Origin of the sequence: uncultured Fibrobacter sp. (assembly GCF_947166265.1) — a bacterium.
Lineage (GTDB): Bacteria > Fibrobacterota > Fibrobacteria > Fibrobacterales > Fibrobacteraceae > Fibrobacter.
In genome coordinates this window covers 181,336-198,135 of the sequence record NZ_CAMVDO010000002.1, presented here as the reverse complement: position 1 = coordinate 198,135, position 16,800 = coordinate 181,336, and the positions used below count along the sequence as shown (strand labels likewise).

Annotated in this window: 10 protein-coding genes; 8 read left to right on the top strand and 2 right to left on the bottom strand. The window is 47.3% G+C overall.

Annotated features, from left to right (window positions below; genetic code table 11):
• The first annotated feature begins 46 nt into the window (after window positions 1-46).
• From Q0W37_RS02050 to Q0W37_RS02030, 5 genes are all read left to right on the top strand, one after another.
• Window positions 47-1,396, top strand: coding sequence for a DnaB-like helicase C-terminal domain-containing protein (locus Q0W37_RS02050; RefSeq protein WP_297698288.1), 1,350 nt, complete (start codon window positions 47-49; stop codon window positions 1,394-1,396).
• 63 nt (window positions 1,397-1,459) lie between these two features.
• On the top strand, window positions 1,460-5,128 hold the full coding sequence (locus tag Q0W37_RS02045; RefSeq protein WP_297698286.1) for an exodeoxyribonuclease V subunit gamma: 3,669 nt from the start codon (window positions 1,460-1,462) through the stop codon (window positions 5,126-5,128).
• 12 nt (window positions 5,129-5,140) lie between these two features.
• Window positions 5,141-8,956, top strand: a complete 3,816-nt coding sequence (locus tag Q0W37_RS02040; RefSeq protein ID WP_297698284.1) for a UvrD-helicase domain-containing protein — start codon at window positions 5,141-5,143, stop codon at window positions 8,954-8,956.
• Between the two features lie 16 nt (window positions 8,957-8,972).
• Entirely contained in the window at window positions 8,973-11,108 is a 2,136-nt protein-coding gene (locus tag Q0W37_RS02035; protein WP_297698282.1) for an AAA family ATPase, read from the top strand.
• A 54-nt stretch (window positions 11,109-11,162) separates the two neighbouring features.
• The gene (locus Q0W37_RS02030; RefSeq protein WP_297698280.1) at window positions 11,163-12,161 is read left to right on the top strand and encodes a bile acid:sodium symporter family protein; all 999 of its coding nucleotides are present in this window, start codon (window positions 11,163-11,165) and stop codon (window positions 12,159-12,161) included.
• A gap of 1 nt (window position 12,162) precedes the next feature.
• Here Q0W37_RS02030 and Q0W37_RS02025 read toward each other — a convergent pair whose 3' ends face one another.
• Complete coding sequence (locus tag Q0W37_RS02025) at window positions 12,163-12,858, bottom strand: hypothetical protein (RefSeq protein ID WP_297698279.1); 696 nt, start codon at window positions 12,856-12,858, stop codon at window positions 12,163-12,165.
• A 201-nt stretch (window positions 12,859-13,059) separates the two neighbouring features.
• Window positions 13,060-14,724 carry a glucose-6-phosphate isomerase gene (gene pgi / locus Q0W37_RS02020; RefSeq protein WP_297698277.1) on the bottom strand — a complete coding sequence of 555 codons (1,665 nt, stop codon included), beginning with the start codon at window positions 14,722-14,724 and terminating at the stop codon, window positions 13,060-13,062.
• 271 nt (window positions 14,725-14,995) lie between these two features.
• Between pgi and Q0W37_RS02015 the strand changes: the two genes are divergently transcribed.
• From Q0W37_RS02015 to Q0W37_RS02005, 3 genes are all read left to right on the top strand, one after another.
• Window positions 14,996-15,406, top strand: a complete 411-nt coding sequence (locus tag Q0W37_RS02015) for a hypothetical protein (RefSeq protein WP_297698275.1) — start codon at window positions 14,996-14,998, stop codon at window positions 15,404-15,406.
• Window positions 15,407-15,451: 45 nt separating this feature from the next.
• Window positions 15,452-16,150, top strand: coding sequence for an SIMPL domain-containing protein (locus tag Q0W37_RS02010; RefSeq protein ID WP_297698273.1), 699 nt, complete (start codon window positions 15,452-15,454; stop codon window positions 16,148-16,150).
• An 82-nt stretch (window positions 16,151-16,232) separates the two neighbouring features.
• Window positions 16,233-16,796, top strand: a complete 564-nt coding sequence (locus tag Q0W37_RS02005; RefSeq protein ID WP_297698271.1) for an HD domain-containing protein — start codon at window positions 16,233-16,235, stop codon at window positions 16,794-16,796.
• Window positions 16,797-16,800 lie beyond the last annotated feature (4 nt).

Genomic DNA, 16,800 nt, shown 5'->3' with positions numbered 1-16,800 from the left:
ATTGTCGTATGTGCAAAATATATTTATAGGAAAAAAGGAGCTCTTTATGTTCGAAGACAAGATGACAGACAGTTTCGAGGCACTGGCCGAAAAGGAAATGGCCGTAGCCTTCCGCTACTACAATTACGTACGCGAATTTCATGGCTATTTATGCGATTCGTTAGATTTGGTTTTTGAAGACGACTGTGGTGATTTCGATCCGGCGTATGCCCCTGCAGAAAAAGAATTTCCGCCTGCTGAAGGCATTGACGAAAATTCCACTGCCAAGGCGGTTGCGCTTGACAAAATGACGCGGACTATCCACGCTTACGAAACGATGCGGACGATTGTCGCGGTTCTTGATAAAGACGGCGTAGAAAACGCTGCGAAAAAACGCGGAATGTTGCAGGATACGCATAAGTTTGCGCTCACGAGCATTGCGGAATGGTTCCCGAAACCCAGCATTTGGCATGAATTTGACGAGTATGCGCAAAAGCAACTTGACGAACAGTCTGGCGATGCACAGTGTGCGGCTCTGCTGATGGAGCCCCTTTCTCTTGAATCGGCTATCCACAAAATTTTTGTGAAACAAAAGAAATGCCTCGAAAAGTTCCTGCCGCAAAAAATCGGGCAACTGAAAAAACTACAGGCCGAAATGGAAAACTTCTACAAGGGAAAGGCGGACTGGTCAAGTCGCTTTCGCCGAGGGGAGTTGACGGTTCTTGCGGCGCGACCGGGAATTGGAATGAAAACGTTTGCGCTGAACGTTGCGGAAAACGTAGCGTTGGATGACGGCAAGGGCGTCGTTTATTTCAACCTAGACAATAGCGGTGTGCAACGTGGCGAACAACTCCTTTGCCAGCGGGCGAATGTGGACTACTGTAAAATTCGCGTGGATTCCCTTGATAAAACCGAGACCCAAATGCTTGTGACCGCGGTGGGTGAAATGATCCATTCGCATTTACGAATAGAAGACGCTGCTGATATGAGTCTTACTGAACTTGCGCAAAAAGCGAGACTTTACAAACAACTTAAGGTACTGGATGTTCTAATAATCGATTACCTGCATTTGCTGAAAGTTCGATCTAGTGTAAACAGGACAGAATCCCTAAGGATGGCGATCTGGACGCTTAAAAATCTTGCCATGGAATTACATATTTCGATTCTACTTCTCTGCCCGCTAAGCCGAAAAAACTCTGCCGAACAGGAACGTCCCCAGCTGTCCGACTTTATCGAAGTCCCTGGCGTTACGCAAGAGGCCGATGCCGTGTGGCTGCTTGACCGCGCCTACACGCGCACCCACCGCGATGAAGACTGCGACAAGGCGGAACTTGCCATCATAAAGATTGCGGACAATTCTACGAAAAACATTCCCCTGCATTTTACGCGCAAGAGGGGATTTACACCTAATTTTTGACAAAACGCCATTTTTGAACGATAATAAATGTAAAAACGATTAACGAGTAACTATATTCTTGCTATGCTACACTTGAAATTTGCCCTGAATCTGGAACATCTCGCTGACGAGATGATTGAAGCTGTCTCTAAAGAATGGAAGGATCCGTTCAATGCGCCGGTCGTGATATTCCCGGACCCGAAACTTGAACAATGGTTCCGCCTGCGCTGGATGAAAAAGAAGGGCGTTCTCGCCAACTTGAACAAGAGTACCATTGACAGGTTCCTGTTCGATATCCTGGTGGGAAAAGATGATTCCAAGAAAAAATTGACGGCAGAAATGCTCACGAACGTCATCCTTGCGTATTTGGAAAAGGACAACAACTACAAGACTCTCTGCAGCGAAGGCGACGACGAAGTGACCCGTTACTTGGAAGTAGACGGCAAGCTTGACTATAACCATCTTTTCGACTTTGCATCGAAAATGGCTTCAATGTTCCTGGACTACGAAACGAGTCGACCGAAGGGTTTTGTTGGTGGAAAAGATGGCTTTCTGGACAAGTGGAAACAGGACGTAAGTGAAAAAGATGGACTCTTCTTTACCGAAACCAAGGAGTCTTTGGAACTTCGCGAGAAATGGCAACGCAAGCTTTATTCCGCCATATTCCATACACAAGCAAATAACAAGTCTCTGCTTACGCAAGTTTTTGAAAAAGAGGCCGGACGTACAGGCGAAAAAAGGGAGTACAATACAATTCCGTATTTGTTCAAGGCGTGCAACGAAGGCGATTTTAATTTGGACAAATTGCCTAAGGGTGGTGATGGTGCTCCTCTCCCGGTGTTTATTTTCGGGCTTTCGGGGATGGGTCAATTCTACCGTGTCATCTTGCAGAAGTTTGCCGCCCAGTACGATGTGTATGCCTACATTCAGAACCCGTGTATGGAATTCTGGGAAGATACAAAGCTTGAAAAAGACTCTGTTTGCCGCCGATGGAATGTATCTAAAGGCAATTGGAAATCCGAAACAGGAAATATCGACCAAATTCAGGAACGCATGCAGGTGCGTGATCCTGCCCAGTTGACCGCAGGAAAGTTTGAAACGGATATTGATGATATCCCCGAATGTGCCGATTCGTTGAACCAGGAAAACGACTTGCTTGCTAGTTGGGGCCGCTCGGGTCGTGACAACATCAAGCTTTGGTGTATAGCGTCGGATTACGATTTTGATTTTAAGGGAAATGTCGATGAGTCCGGTCAGGAAGCCGAAATAGAGCAAGATACTCTCTTGCACAAGGTTCAGTATTCCATCGCTCATCGCCAAAAACTGAGTGACGTGACTGAAGGCGATTTGTCCGATAAATCTCTCGATGTGACTGCCGCACCTACAAAAATCCGCGAAATTGAAAATCTGCATACTCGAATATGCGAACTGTTGAATGGTGGTGCACGAGTCGAAGACGTCCTTGTGGTGTCGCCTTGCCTGGATGAATACCGCACGGCAATCAACATGGTTTTTGACCAGACTCCCGTAAAAGATTCCAAGAATGAAAATGGCTTCTTGCACGTACGTTTTGCGATTGTCGATTCACCTGCCAAGGCTTCGCTTACAGAAAATGCGCTAAGCAATCTATTCTCAATTCTCGCGCAGAAGAGCATTACGCGTCCGGACTTTTTCGCATTGGTTCGCAATCCCGTGGTACAAACTGCTCGCGGCATCAGAAACGAAGAAATTGATGCCTGGCAGGAATGGGTCGCCGAAACGAATACCTACCGCACACGCGATACGAAGAATGATGCGGATGAGTTGGTTAAGAAGGATGACTGGGACAAGGTGGTAAAGCGTCTGCTCCTTGCGCAGATGACGACTGACGATGTCTCGTTTGGTGGTAATGAATATAGACCTTACGCGGATATGGCCTGCTCGGACAAGGCCTCGCTTTGCCGGTTTGTGGAATGTATTGAATCCCTTGAACGCTGGATAGAATTCGGCTGCGATGAATCCGAGAAATCCGAGACGGAAAGCGACTTCCGCAAGAAAATCGATCGCGAACAATTGGGCGAGCTATCTGCGCTCTTGGATGAATGGATCGGAATGCAGAATACGCCCAAGTCCCTGAAGAGCGAAGACATTGTGCACAAGCGTGTTGCCGAGGCGCTGGAACAGCTTTACTGCCAGTTCTCCGCAAATGCTTCTAAAATTTCGATGAACATCGTCAAGCAGAGTTTGTTGCTTGCCGCACAGGGTACGGAGTATAGCTGTGGTAACCTGTTCGTGAACGGAGTCACCTTTATGAAGTTCGTACCGAACAGGACAATTCCCGTAAAGCACCTGTTCTTTATCGGTGCCGATGCGGCAAGTTTCCCCGGTGCAAAGCAGCGCAATACGCTTGACCTGCGTAAGTCCTGCTACCCATGGCCCGGCGACGATTCTCCGATAGCGAAGAACCGCTACGCTTTCCTTTGCCAGCTCATGAGCACAAGCGAAAGCTTCCATTTGAGCTACGTGAATAAAGACATCAAGAAAGATGCTGAACTTTACCCGTCTTCGGTGGTAAACGACTTGCGCAAGTTTATTGAAGCCGTTGCGGAAAAAGACGCTAACGGAAAATCGCTCAAGTGGAAAGAAGAAACGATTTCCCTTGATGAAAATCGAGATTATACTGATCTTTGGACGCAGAAGAGTTTGCGGAATAAGGAAGCGTATTCTGCAATGATTGGGGAGAGCCCGCTAAATGAAGTGGACGGTTGCTCGGTGAAAACGGAAGCTTCTTCTTTAAAAGGCAAACTTCCAAAGCCTCCTGAACGAGTGTCCTTTTCGCAGTTGTCAAAATTCTTGTTTGATCCATTCCAGTTCCGAGTGAATCAAATGTTGAAAAGCGATGATGAAGAAAATGTTGAAAAGGAATTATTTGAACCAATAAGCTTTGATGCATTAGATTCAAGCATTGTGTTGAAAAAAATGCTTGTAGAAGCTCTTTCGAAGGATGAAAAAGAGAGCGATGTTAAGAGTGATCTAAAAAGAATAGGGAAAATGCCAGATGGCAACTATGAAAAAAAACAATGGGAATTTTTGGAAAATGAAAGAAAATCGCTTTTGGAGCAAATAGAAAAAACTCCGGATCTTGTGAATTCTATAAAAGAAAATTGGAGCTATGGCGAGAAAATTCAAAATCTCTCGTTTGAAACGGATGGAGTGCGTTGGGTACTGACGGGCTCTCTTGACTGGTGCAATAATAAGGAACTTAAAAAGGTTGATGAATTTATTGAAATCACAACCTCTGATTCTGTTCGTAGTGAACGTTGGTTGTCTGCATATGTCAAGTCTTTGGCTTTGATTGCTTTAAAGGATGACGAAGCAGAAAAAACAATTAAGGTTGATTTTTATTGTTCAAAGGCTAAGAAACCCAAGAAGGCGACCGTTTCGACAACGCCAGAAAATGCTCGCAAAATGCTATGTGACATTTATAGGATGGCGTTTGTCGGTGAAAAAGGAAAGGTCTTTGGTAAGGCCGTTCCTTATGAAATGCTTAATAGTTTCAAGGAAGAAATAGAAAATCCCCCGAGAAATTCTAAGGGGTTGATTTATGAATTTCGAGATCAACTCATCAACGGCCCTTGGGCGAACTTTGAGAAGAAGGATTTATTTGATCCTGTTCAGGATGTTGGCTTTGAAGCAGAGACCTTCTTGGAAGAATGGAAACAGTCTGTTAAAAAAATGGCCGAAATGGCTCCTAGTAACAAGCCCAGGGCATAATAGAGAGGATATATGAAAGCGTTTGAATTTAAAGATTTTAGAAAGCCTTATCAGAACCTTTTTATTGAAGCTTCTGCTGGAACGGGCAAAACTTATACCATTCAGTTGATGGTTGCAAGGCTTATATCCGAAGGAACTCCGCTAAAGAAAATTCTAATCGTCACCTACACGGAAAAAGCGGCAGGTGAACTAAAAGACCGTATTCGCAAGAAAATTGATGAAGTCTTAGAAAAGGGCTTGATTGATAATGGTGAAGACCGGTTGACCGAAGAACAATTGGGCTATTTCCGTAAGGCGTATCAAGATGTGGATAACGCCGCTATTTTTACGATACATTCTTTCTGCCAAAAAACATTGAAGGAATATGCGTATGATGCGGGTAGACCCTTTGATGTAGGTGTGGTTGATGATTCTAAAATTGAAGATTTGATTGATCGGTTTGTGCGTGATGTGTGGCCTCAAAATCCTGAATATCAGGTTCTTTTGAGCGCTGAAGAGGATGCGAATACTTTTGTCAACAGATTAAAGAAAAAATTAAAAAAATCAGTTGACATGTATAAAGGCAAGGGACCTGATAATCTGGACATTGTGAAATTGGATATAGGCGAATTCGTGTGGGCCGATGATTCAATCAGTTTGGATGTCGCTCAAACGATGAAAGATGAAGTAAAAAGTGAACATTTACTCCAATTTAAAACATTTGCAAAATGTTTAGATGTTTTGGAACATAGTGGAGTGGATTCATACAGGGCTGAATTTGAAAGTAGAGGAGTTCTAGATGTGCAGCCTTTTTCGCTGCCGAATCTACTAAAGGCCGTAAAATCTTGGAAAAGTACGGGTGCAAACCCTTTTACGCAAGGAAAAATTGGTAAAAAATTAATAGAAGTCCCAGAAGATGCTTTTGGCAAATCCTTGAAATATGTTTTTGCAAGACTTTACGAATTAAAAGATCTCCAGAAGCAGATCAAGGATTTTTGCGAAAATACTTCGAAACACTATGAGTTCTTAATCAATGCGACGCGAGAACTCTTTGAGGCTTGGCAAAAGGATAAGGCAGAAAAGAAACTACAGTCTTATAATGATATGATTCTTTCCGTGCATAAGGAAGTCATGTCAGCTGGATCATCCCTGAAAGAAAAACTCCGCGCGCAGTATTTGTTCGCCATTATCGATGAATTCCAGGATACAAACCAGTTGCAGTGGGATGTATTCAAATCGGTTTTCCAAGAAGCCGCAGATCATTCCATTTTTGTTGTGGGAGATCCGAAACAATCAATCTATAGTTTCCAAGGAGCCGATGTTAATGTTTACCAACAGGCAATCACGAAAATTGGCGAAGGTAGACTGCTAGAAAACAATTATAGATCTACAAATGGAATTATTGAAGGGTGCAATATTCTTTTTGGTGGCGAATATTTTTCTGCGCCAGAAGGAACTGGACAAAAAATTGAATTCAAGTCGTCTTTGCCGCCAGCAGAAGATTTGCAAAAAGAACCACCCAAGGTTTTAGGCGAAGTTATCCCGTCAATCTGGATAAATGAAAAATGCGAACCTCAATCTTTCGCAGAAAACGTCGTAACGCAAATTGTAAATTGGTGCGCGTTTGAAGGCGAAAAAACGAAACTCCAGGTATTTGATAAAGATTTTGGTAAGCCTGGGCATACGGATAAATTGAAAAATGTGTCTTTTAAAGACTTTGCAATTCTTGCAAAATCTCGCCCAGAAATGGAATTTTTCAAAGATGCAATGCGTCGTGCAGGCATTCCGTATACGCATTATAAGGAAAATTCTCTTTTTAAAAGTCGCGAATGTAAAGAGTGGGTGGCGATATTCAATGCATTGTGTGCCCCCGACTTCTCTTATTGGAACCGTCGGCTTTTGAGCGAAGCTCTTATCACAGATTTCTTCCATTTTGATGTTGATGGGCTTGACAAACTTCGTTACATTGAAAGTGATGTTTTTGATAGGCCCGATAATAAGTATCGTATAAGAATCTACGAATGGCGCATGCTTGCGTTAAAGCATCGTTATGCGGAAATGATGGAACGGGTGTATAAGGATTCTGAAATTGAAAAACGTTTGATGGATGTCTCCAGATTACAGAGCCTGGCTCGCTTGCGTCAGATTGGCAATTATGCGATAGATTACTTGTATAACCACAAGTGCTCCTTAGAAGATTTAGTTCGACATTTAGATGGCCTTGCTCGCTATGAGGAATCCGCCGATGACGAAAATGGAGATTTGGTTGAGCAAGCATCGGATTTTGATGCTGTTCAGTTGATGACAATCCATGCGTCTAAGGGTCTTGAGTTCCCGGTGGTGATTTCGACGGCAGGGTTTAAGCATCATTACCAGGACCCTGTTGAACCGTCGTTGTTCCATAACAAAGACAACATTTATATTGGATTTGGTGATTCTGCAAAAGCAAAAAGAAAGGCTGAAGAACTAGAAGAATGGAAGCGTTTGTTCTATGTAGATTTTACAAGAGCCTCGTCTGTTTTGATTTTGCCTCAATATAAAAAATGGATTGAAGTAGACAAAAATGGTTGTTTAAAGTATCCAGAGTATCAATTTTTACAGAACTCTATTGAAAATTTCAAAAACACCTGTCGTGATAAATACGTTGGTGAAACGGGAATCCCGTATTATGAAATTTTGCCCTCTGTAGAAGACTTTAAACCAAATGATTTAAAGGAAGTTTTGATTAATAACATATTGAAAAAACAGAGAGAGATTAATGGTAAAATAAGTCTAGGTACAAAAGAATCAGCTATTGATCAAATGTCCACCCTCCAGTCAACGCTTCCCGGCAAGGCGATTCTGCAGTATTCGTACTCGTCGCTTGCATCGCGCGTTGCCAAGCCCGGTTCAGAAAATAAAACGGAAGAGAATGAAATTGAAACTCAGGAACTGCATCGGTTCGATTCCGATGACGCTCCTCAGGTGTCTTCGGAAGAGGCGAAAAAGGAACAAAAGAAAATTGACCCCGATGTCGTTTTAGGCAATGCTGCCGACACCGAACTGTGCGAACCCGAGCAACTCTCTCAAGCCGAAGAAAAATATCCCCGCGGTGCAAAGATCGGTAACGTGTTGCACAATACGTTGGAAAAATCTGAATTTGAAAACTTTGGCGATCTCGATACCCCATTTGAAAAATGGCAGAAAAATGTTCCAGCAAAGCTGAAGAACATCATCAAGGAAGAATTCGGTGCAGAATCGCTTCCGCTTGCAACTCACGAAGAAGAATGGATGGATATCACGCTCCGTTATCTTTATAACACGCTGCATGCAACGCTCCCCGTTATTGCGGGTGGTAAATTTGCCGAATCGGCGCCTCCATTCCGATTGGTAGAACTGGATAAAAATGCTCACAAGCCCGAAGTGCAGTTCGGCTTGAACGCCGATGTCGAGGACGAAAACTCCGAAGCGTTTGTGACACTGCATCGCGTGTGCAAGGGCTTTATAGACCTCTTGTTCGTGCGTGGCGAAGGCGACAATAAGCGTTATTCGATTCTGGACTGGAAATCAGACTTCCTTGACGACTATAATCCTGACAGCGTCAAGAAAAAGGTCGACGAGGAATACTCCGTGCAACGCGTGCTCTACAGCTACTGCTTAATCAAGTGGCTTAAAAATTTCGCATTCTGCAAAGGCATGTCGGAAAAAGACATCTTCGACAAGCATTTCGGCGGAATCTACTATGCTTTCTTGCGCGGAACTGATGGAAAAACCGGCAAGGGTATCTACGCCCAAACTTGGAAAGATTACAAGACCCTTGAAGCCGCCTATGAGAACGTTAAAGATCTGATGACGCAGGGCAAAAAATAAGAAGGAGAATCGAAATATGATGAACTTTAACAAGATTGATTCTTTTATAAACGACCTGAAGGAAATGCGCGGCATTGCCGAATTGGATAGGCACCTGTTGCACTTGTTGCTTGAAATAAAATCAGGCAAATCTGAAGGGGAATCTTCTGTTTCAGAAACGACGCAAAAGTTCCTTTGCCTCTGCTTTTCGCTGTGGGATGACGGCAACACCCGCGTCCCGCTTGATGCAAAATTGTTCAAGGAAAAGTGGAATAAAAAGTGGGATGCCCTCAAGATATTAAAGAAAAGTCAAGAGGAATCTTTTGACTTTGTCGAATTGGAAAAATCGTTTAATGAAATTATCGAGAGTGGCATCGCGGATTTGAATAGCAACGATTTTTCGGAAATCATTGGCAATAATGCGCCCCTTCTGAAGGCAGAAGGCGTCACCAAGGTTGACGACAAACCGTATCATTGTCAGTTCCTATACATGGCGAAGCACTTTAAGGCTAAAGGCGAAATTCAGGACGCAATGGCCCGTATTTTCGGAAAGAAGGGAACGGATCCGGAGGAATTCAAACCTATCAGTGACATATCTCTATTCCCCGAACAGGAAGAAGTCGTTCGTCGCGGGCAGAACGAGAATCTGATTATTACAGGTGGTCCCGGCACTGGCAAGACAACTGTCGTGCTTTATATCTTGTGGCATGTGTTGGAGAACATTGTTAAAGATGTTAAAACCGAAGGCCTGAATTCCGAAGAGATTCTAAAGGAACAAGCAAAGGCTCTCAGCGAGTACACCATCTACCTGGCTGCTCCGAGCGGCAAGGCCGCAGACCGTATGTCTGAAAGTCTGAAAAAAGGATTGAACGATGATGTAAATGAAGACTTGAAAGAGTCTCTGATTTATGCAAAGCTGAAGGATCTCGAAGGCATGACAATTCACCGTCTGCTCAAGTATTCCAGATCCGACAACGGTTTTTCCTACAACGCCGAGAACCAGTTCCCCGAAAAGTCAATCTTTGTAATCGACGAAGCGAGCATGATCGACGTGAACCTGTTCTCGTCTCTGCTGCAAGCTATTCCAAGTCAAGATAACGGCGATTTGGTCACCCGTCTCTTTATTCTGGGCGACCCGTATCAGTTGCCTTCTGTGGATGCAGGCGCCGTGTTGGGAAACATTCTGGAATCCGCCTCTAGGACGAATTTCACTGCCAAGCTTACCAAATCCGTGCGCTATACGGACGATTCAAATATTGGTGTTCTTGCAAAGGCAATCAAGGCTTGTGCAGAGGATCCAAACATCTCGGCTCCCAACGTCACTTTTGAGTTGCACCCTGTTTTTTCGGGAAAAAAGACCGATGAAAAAAAATCGGAGGACGCCGTTTATTATTACACGCTTCCCCAAAAATCAAAGGACAAATCCGGCAAGGAACTGGAAAAAACTCCCACAAAGAAAGAAGAACAGGAGAATGTCTCGAAGTTTCTTGAGGGCTGGATTGGAGATTTCGATAAACTGCCCGGGATGGCGGCAAAGATTGACCCCGAAGCGCTCGAGAATCCTTCTGATGAACTGAAAGACCTGTGTAATGCGGTTTGGAACAAGACCTTAGAAAAACGCATCTTGGCGGCGGAACGTCGTGGTGCCATAGGCGTTGAACAAATCAACGAAACTATCGGCAACCTGATCAAGGATCCTCCTTGTAAGGAACAGTCTTCCCAAAAGAAACCCAAATCCAATTCTCAGTATTTCGAAGGTCAGCTTCTGATTCTGACGAAAAACCAGGCGATGTATCGCCTATACAATGGCGATACGGGAATTGTCCTGTTCAAGGATTCGGTCCCCTATATTATGCTCAAAAAGCCGAACGGCAAGACGGGCGCAGAAGAACGTAACTTTGTGGCGTATCCCCTCGCCCTTTTGCCCGCCGATGCAGTGGAGAGCGCCTTCGCGATTACAATCCACAAGTCGCAGGGTTCCGAATACAACCATGTAACGATGTTCCTACCAAAACAGAAAGGGCACCCGCTTTTGAACAACCAGATTCTCTACACGGGAATCACCCGTGCGAAGAAGACCGTGACCATCATCGCGACTCCCGAAACCTTCAAGGCGGCCTGCGAGACAGTCATCGAACGTGATACGGGAATTGAAATCGTCAATCAAGACTAGGAACTTGAAAACTAGTGTATTTCAAATTCTGGAGTGAATTGCTATATTGGTAGCATGTTTAAAGTAATCAAGGCTTTTTGCCGTCTGCTTTCTAACTACGCTTCCCCCTTTGTTATCGCAAGCGCAATAGTCGCATTCTTCGTGCCCATCGCTTTCAGCTGGGTTCACGGGAATGTTTCTTCCATCATTCTCGGCGTCATCATGCTGAGTATGGGCCTCACCATTTCTACGGACGATGTTCGTAACCTGATGAAGCAACCGCTTCACATTTTGCTCGGTGCGGTTGCGCAGTACACGATCATGCCGTTTGTCGCGTTCGGCCTCACGAAGGTTTTCGGGCTTGACCCTTACCTTGCCGTGGGCATCATCCTGGTGGGGTGCTGCCCGGGCGGTGTTTCGAGCAACGTCATGAGCTTCTTGGCCCGTGGCGATGTCACGTACTCCGTGAGCATGACGATGGTCAGTACGCTCCTTGCTCCGATCATGACTCCGCTGCTTGTGCTGTGGCTCGCCGATACGAGCATCGACGTGAATGCGAAGGGAATGTTCCTGAACATTCTTTATGTAACGATTGCGCCGATCACGATCGGGTTCCTCTGCAACTATTTCCTTGGCAAGCGCGCCGTGTTCAAGGAAATTCAGGCGAATATGCCCGCGGTGAGCGTGATTGGCCTCATGATGATTGTGGGTGGCGTCGTCGTGACGGTGCGTCCGCAACTGTTTGCGAACGGTCTTGGCCTGATTTTCCTGGTACTTGCAGTGGTGTTCTGCCACAATGCGCTCGGCTATGTGCTTGGCTACGGCGTGGGTAAGCTCTTCAAGTTCAATACAGCAAAAAAAAGGACCATCGCCATCGAGGTCGGAGTGCAGAATGCCGGTATGGCAACGGTGCTTGCCATGGCTTTCTTTGCCAATCCCGAAAACGTGGCGAAGAATCCCGAGTCTGTGCTTTGCATGGTGCCTTGCGCCTTGAGCTGTGCCTACCATTCCATCAGCGGAACGGTGCTCGCGAATTTCTTCGCCTGGCGCGACAAGCACCGCAAATCTGTTTAGGTTAGAACCTCCACATGGCGCCCACGGTGGGCACGACGCTGAAACCGTCCTTGCTTTTTTTCGACTTGGCGGTGTCAGTGCGGCTGTAATCGTCGTTGTCGTATGTGTCGGTCACCAGTCGTGCTGCGGCAGGCACCCAGCGGCCGCCAACGCTCGCGAATACACCCAAGTGGTTGCCAACGGCCCTACGGACCATCAAGTCTCCACCCAGTGTGAGCGCGCCCACGGTTTCGGAGTGAGTCCAGTCGGACTTGCCCAGTTCAGGGTGTTCGTAGGTATCTTCGTCGCCTTCAAATGCTCCGACTTCAAATCCGACCATCGCGAATGCGGCCACGGTCCATTTCGGCGTGTCCAGGAATCCGTAGCCCAGTCCGAGTTCGCCGGCAACGTAGGACCCAACGATGCCGTCATCGTCCTTTTTGAGGCGGATGTTGTCCGTGTAGGTGGCGCCCGCGCTCATGTCCGCTTTCACGGCAAAACCGCTCTTGCCGATTCCCATGTAGGCGAGGTTCAGCCCGCCGCTTGCAAGCCAGATGTCCTTTCCGTCGACTTTGTATTCGCTAACGGGTGCGGTGTAGCCTACACTTGCAAAATGTGTCCAGCCTTTGGCCTTTTTGGCTGGGGCATCGCTGGTTGTATCCGCTGCGAATGCTACTACGGTGGCGAGTGCTGCGAGGGCTGCGATATACTTTTTCATGGTTAACTCCTTTTGTTTAACTTGTTTTCTTTTTCCTTTACGTCTATAATATACCCTCGCGAATCTATATTGTCAAATGTATAATTTTCATCAATTTAATCAAAATTTTTGATGAATAGATGCGCGGAACAAATAAAAAAGCCGCGACTTTTAAGTCGCGGCCTTTTATGTCACCCTGGAGCCGTTAGGCGATAGGGGCTATTACTTCTGGTGAGCCTTGAACCAGCGGATGAGACCGTTGGTAGAGCTGTCGTGGTTGAGTTCGGCGTCAGCCTTTGCAAGTTCCGGAAGGATCTTCTTGGCGAGCTGCTTACCGAGTTCAACACCCCACTGGTCGTAGCTGTTGATGTTCCAGATAACGCCCTGGGTGAAGATCTTGTGTTCGTACATGGCGATGAGGGCGCCGAGCGTTTCCGGAGAAACGTAGTCCATCATGATGGAGTTGGTCGGCTTGTTGCCTTCGAACACCTTGTGCGGGGCGAGGAATGCGATTTCTTCTTCGCTCTTGCCGTCCTTGCGGAGTTCTTCCTGAGCCTGGGCGAGGGTCTTGCCGTTCATCAAGGCTTCGGGCTGAGCAAAGAAGTTGGAGAGGAGCTTCTGGTGATGGTCGCCGACCTTGTTGTGGCTGTTGGCCGGGGCGATGAAGTCGCAAGGAATCATCTTGGTGCCCTGGTGGATCAGCTGGTAGAAGGCGTGCTGGCCGTTCGTACCCGGTTCGCCCCAGAGGATCGGACCCGTCTGGTAGTTTACGCGCTTGGAATCGCGGTCAACGGTCTTGCCGTTGGATTCCATATCGGCCTGCTGGAAGTAGGCGGCAAGGCGGTGCAGGTACTGGTCGTACGGGAGCATGGCGTAGCTGGAAGCGCCGAAGAAGTTGTTGTACCAAACGCCGATGAGGGCGAGGATGACCGGGAGGTTCTTGTCAGCCGGAGCGGTCTTGAAATGCTGATCCATTTCGTAGGCGCCCTGGTGGAGCTTCATGTAGTTGTCGAAACCGATGCGGAGAGCAATGGAAAGACCGATTGCAGACCACAGGGAGTAACGGCCACCCACCCAGTTCCAGAATTCGAACATGTTGGCGGTGTCGATACCGAAGGCCGACACAGCTTCGGTGTTGGTGGAGAGAGCCACGAAGTGCTTGGCGATGGACTTTTCGTCGCCGTTGAAAGCCTTGAGAACTGCTGCCTTGGCGGTTTCGGCGTTCGTCATGGTTTCAAGAGTGGTGAAGGTCTTGGAAGCAACGATGAAGAGCGTTTCTTCGATGTTCACCTTCTTGAGGGTTTCGGCCATGTGGGTGCCGTCGATGTTAGAAACGAAGTAGACTTCCGGAGAGTATTCGCCAGCAGCCGGCTTGTCGGCATACGGCTTCAAAGCTTCGGTCACCATCACCGGACCGAGGTCGGAACCGCCGATACCGATGTTCACCACGTACTTGATGGACTTGCCGGTGTGGCCCTTCCACTTGCCGGTACGCACGAGCTTGGTGAATTCTTCCATGTGCTTGAGCACGGCGCGAACTTCGGGCATCACATCCTTGCCGTCGACGTAAATCGGATCGTTGCCCTTGTAGCGCAGAGCAGTGTGGAGCACGGCGCGCTTTTCGGTGGTGTTAATCTTTTCGCCGGCAAAATACTTACGGCGCATGTCTTCGAAACCGGCAGACTTCAGGAGGTCCTGGAGCTTAGCCATGGTTTCGTCGGTGATGATGTTCTTGGAGTAGTCCAGGAAGAGGCCGCAGGCTTCGGCGCTGAACTTTTCGGCGCGAGCCGGGTCCTTTGCGAAGAGTTCCTTCATGTGCCAGGTCTTTGCGACTTCGGCGTGGGCCTCAAGGGCCTTCCATTCCTGAGAATCAGTCAGTTTCGACATAGATTAATCCTTTCCGCTGCGCGGGTATTTGTTGCGAGGGTAAAGATAGAAAAATAGTGTTTAGTGTTTAGTGGTTGGTGATTAGGATTGTTGCGAAAATAATCTTTTTTTTGTGTAACCAGCTTGCGGATTTCGCCCTAACCACTGTCTACTAATTCATCAAAACAATTGATTAAAACCATTAAAATTATGCATTTGACATTATGAATTTTCAAGAATATATTATGGGTGTAAACAAGAGAAACTTGAACCTTTAGAAAAGGAGTTCATCATGAAAAACGTAATCTATATCATCGCTTTTGTTGCCGCCGTTGCCGCTTACGCTTATCCGCCTGTCACCGAACCCAATGGCAACGAATCCCCGGCAGTCCTCTACCGTACCGATGTCGGGACGGACTCTGACAATCCTCGTTGGATACCTTCTGGAGTAGTCTACGTTGACGTTGCCGAAGCCGTAGATGATGCTTCGGATGTCATGGGAGCATGGCCTGTCCCGAGGCCGACAGAAAACGAAGATCCCTCTGTTTGGATTGGGGCAACATCCGAAGAACCTTTCGGTGAACCGGGAAAAGTCGCATCTGCGAGCAATTACGTTCACTGGACTGTTGCGGAAGCATCGTACAGGAACGAAGGCCGCCGCTGCGTATTTCACGGGAATTGCAAGTGGGGGTATTGGGGGTAGCTTTTAAAAAAAAGCTAAAATTAAATCGAACAGAAAGGAGAAAGTATGTCTAGAATCAAGGAATCCGTCGTATTGGCAATCGCCATTCTTGGGCTCGGGGCGTTCCTGTATTGCGCCATGATGCATACCAAGGATCGCGACCGCGTCGTGTCGGTCAAGGGGCTTTCGGAGCGAGAAGTCAAGGCTGATTTCGTCATCTGGCCTATCGTGTACAAGGAAGTCGGCAACGATCTCTCTGTCATTCACGATGCGGTACAGACGAAAAACGCTGCTCTTGAAAAGTTCCTGCGCGAAAACGGAGTCGATGAATCCGAAATCACCAGGTCCGCGCCCGATATCGTGGATGCGCAGGGGGAACTCTACAGCAACGAAAAGCGTCCGTTCCGTTACGTGGCCACGGTCGTGTTGACGGTCGCCTCCAAGAACGTGGACCGTGTCCGCGGAATCATGGAAAAGCAGGGCGAACTCCTTAAACAGGGTGTCGCTTTTTACGGTGACGATTTCCGCTACCGCAAGGTCTATAGTTTCAACGGCCTAAACGCGGTCAAGCCCGAAATGATTGACGAGGCGAACAAGAATGCCCGTATGGCGGCGCAAAAGTTCGCTTCGGATTCCGAAAGCAAGCTCGGAAAAATCAAGACGGCGACCCAGGGGCAGTTTTCTATCGAGGACCGCGACGAAAATACGCCGCATATCAAGAAAGTCCGCGTGGTCACCAGCGTGCAGTATTTCCTGGAAGACTAAATAGGGGATTTTGCGCCCCTCTTTTGTCTTTCGTCTGTAGGCGCTTGCGCCGTTCACTCGTCTAATAATATACATTTAAGCTATGGATACTTCAGTTCTCGATAAAGCGATTGTTTTTGCCGTCAAGGCGCACCAGGGGGCCGAACGCAAGGGGAAAGGTTTCCCCTACATCGTGCACCCGATGGAAGCGGTCTCGATTGCGGCGACCATGACCAACGACCAGGAGCTTCTGGCCGCTGCAGCCCTTCACGATACCGTCGAAGACACCGACGTCACGCTCAAGGATGTCGAACGCGAGTTCGGTAAGCGCGTCGCCCAGCTCGTCGAGGCGGAATCCGATATCGAATTCGAAGGAAAGAGCCGTCAGGAAAGTTGGCGGCTCCGCAAGGAAGAAGCGATTGAACGTCTGTCATCGGCCTCCAACGAAGTGAAAATCGTTGCGCTCGCAGACAAGCTGAGCAATATTCGCGCTATCAGCCGCGACTACCAGGCGATTGGCGATAAGGTGTGGGACCTGTTCTGCGTCAAGGATGCCGCTTCTCACGAATGGCACTTCCGCGGACTTGCAAGGGCCCTTGCAAGCCTCAAGGGAACGTTCGCCTACGACGAATTTACAGAAACGATCGACAAGGTTTTTGGGAAGTAGGAAT

Excerpts from the sequence above, each read along its gene's own strand:
- Q0W37_RS02050 (WP_297698288.1), top strand. The coding sequence starts at position 47 with ATGTTCGAAGACAAGATGACAGACAGTTTCGAGGCACTGGCCGAAAAG.
- Q0W37_RS02045 (WP_297698286.1), top strand. The coding sequence starts at position 1,460 with ATGCTACACTTGAAATTTGCCCTGAATCTGGAACATCTCGCTGACGAG.
- Q0W37_RS02040 (WP_297698284.1), top strand. The coding sequence starts at position 5,141 with ATGAAAGCGTTTGAATTTAAAGATTTTAGAAAGCCTTATCAGAACCTT.
- Q0W37_RS02035 (WP_297698282.1), top strand. The coding sequence starts at position 8,973 with ATGATGAACTTTAACAAGATTGATTCTTTTATAAACGACCTGAAGGAA.
- Q0W37_RS02030 (WP_297698280.1), top strand. The coding sequence starts at position 11,163 with ATGTTTAAAGTAATCAAGGCTTTTTGCCGTCTGCTTTCTAACTACGCT.
- Q0W37_RS02025 (WP_297698279.1), bottom strand. The coding sequence starts at position 12,858 with ATGAAAAAGTATATCGCAGCCCTCGCAGCACTCGCCACCGTAGTAGCA.
- pgi (WP_297698277.1), bottom strand. The coding sequence starts at position 14,724 with ATGTCGAAACTGACTGATTCTCAGGAATGGAAGGCCCTTGAGGCCCAC.
- Q0W37_RS02015 (WP_297698275.1), top strand. The coding sequence starts at position 14,996 with ATGAAAAACGTAATCTATATCATCGCTTTTGTTGCCGCCGTTGCCGCT.
- Q0W37_RS02010 (WP_297698273.1), top strand. The coding sequence starts at position 15,452 with ATGTCTAGAATCAAGGAATCCGTCGTATTGGCAATCGCCATTCTTGGG.
- Q0W37_RS02005 (WP_297698271.1), top strand. The coding sequence starts at position 16,233 with ATGGATACTTCAGTTCTCGATAAAGCGATTGTTTTTGCCGTCAAGGCG.